Origin of the sequence: Zavarzinia sp. (assembly GCF_049306435.1) — a bacterium.
Lineage (GTDB): Bacteria > Pseudomonadota > Alphaproteobacteria > Zavarziniales > Zavarziniaceae > Zavarzinia.
Genome location: NZ_JBAQRT010000107.1, coordinates 1 through 1541 on the forward strand (window position 1 = coordinate 1; position 1541 = coordinate 1541).

Consider the following 1541-nt stretch of genomic DNA (forward strand, 5'->3'; position numbering starts at 1 on the left):
AGCCCCGCTCTCGCTCCCGCTCCCGCCGAGGCGGCGCCGGTGGGCGCCGCGCATGGTTTCGCCGGGATCTGGTCCGGGACCTATACCTGCGCCCAGGGTCTGACCGGGGTCACCTTCGCCTTCGATCCGCCGTCCGGCGGCGAGATTTCGGCCGTGGTGTCCTTCTTCCCGGTCGCATCCAATCCGGGGGTGCCGTCCGGCAGCTTCCGCGTCACCGGGCCGGCGCCGGGGCCGGGCGACCGCGCCATGGTCTTCTATCCCGATGGCTGGATCGAGAAGCCGCCGGGCTATGTCATGGTCGGCTTCGAGCTGCAATTGTCGGCCGACGACATGGCCCTTCGCGCGAAGCTGAGCGGGGCGCCCGGCTGCACCACGGCCTTGCTGGGGCGCGGCGCCGGGGACTGAGCCCCTGTTTGGAGACCCCGGTCAGCGGTGGCGGGCGGCCTCCCGGGCGAAGGAGCTGGCGGAGACGGCCATGTCGACGCCATGCAGGTTGTCGGTGTCGATCTCGGCCGATTCGATGCCGATGATCTGCCAGCGGCCGTCGATCAGGGCGAGGTCGGGCCCGCCAGAATCGCCCGAGACGCTGCCGCAGTCGTGGCCGAAGGTGCCGTCGTCCCAGGCTTCCATCACCGTGCAGTCGCGCCGGATCGTCACCCGGTCGCCGTCTTCCTCGCCATAGCCGATCTGGACGAAGGTGCGGCTGCCGCCGTCGTAGGACTTCAGCGCCTTGCGGTCGAAAGCCGCGATCTCGACCATGCCGGTGATTTCGCCGATATCCTGGTCGAGTTCGAGGATGGCCCAGTCCAGCCCGTCGATATCATTGGTCTTGTTGAAGGTCTCGAGATTGAAGCGCGGGGGCACGAAGGCCTCGACGATCCTGGCCTCGACCTGCGTGCCGCTGTCGCCATGGCCGGCCAGGAAGGATTCCGGCAGTCTGACGTTGCCATATTCGTCGAAGACGCAATGCGCCGCGGTCAGCACGATACGGGGGCCGATCACCGTGCCGGTGCAGAAGCTGCTTGGCGAATCGACGACGCCGATCGCGGCGAGGGGCAGGGGCGGCAGGCCGGCGACCTCCGCTGGATCGCCGCCCGCCCGGTCGCGGTTGCGCCGGTCCGGCTTGCCGGCGGGCGGGGCGGCACCGCCCGGATGCTTGGGCAGGGGGGCGATGTCGGTGATATCCGTCTGGGCGTCCATCGCGGCGCCCAGGCGGCTGCCGCGTTCGTCGGCCCGAAGGACGCCCGCCGATGCCACGGCGAAGGCAAGGGCGAGAAGAAGGCGGGCCGGCGTGGTCTTCATGGTGGTGGGGTCCTGTGATCCTGACGGCAGGAAATCACGCAGGCCCCGTGCCGTCTATGATCCGCGCCACAGGCTGCTAGGATGACCGGGATGTGACGACGCGGGGAGCGGACAGCGGGTGAGCCGGGCATTCGTGAAGGAAGACGATACGGCGACGGCCGAGGTGGAGCGGCCTCTGGTCGCGCCGCACCGCATCTCGCCCCGGGGTCTCGCGGCGCTGCAGGCGCGGCGCGCGGCTC

The 1541-nt window shown here is 70.3% G+C and carries 2 protein-coding genes; one reads left to right on the forward strand and one right to left on the reverse strand.

All coding sequences use genetic code 11. The features are described from left to right. Window positions 1-405: hypothetical protein (locus tag WAZ62_RS05755; RefSeq protein ID WP_422642559.1), on the forward strand; the 405-nt coding region annotated here is incomplete at its 5' end. A gap of 21 nt (window positions 406-426) precedes the next feature. On the opposite strand, the gene WAZ62_RS05760 is transcribed toward WAZ62_RS05755, so the two are convergent. After that, complete coding sequence (locus tag WAZ62_RS05760) at window positions 427-1302, reverse strand: trypsin-like serine peptidase (protein WP_422642560.1); 876 nt, start codon at window positions 1300-1302, stop codon at window positions 427-429. Window positions 1303-1541 lie beyond the last annotated feature (239 nt).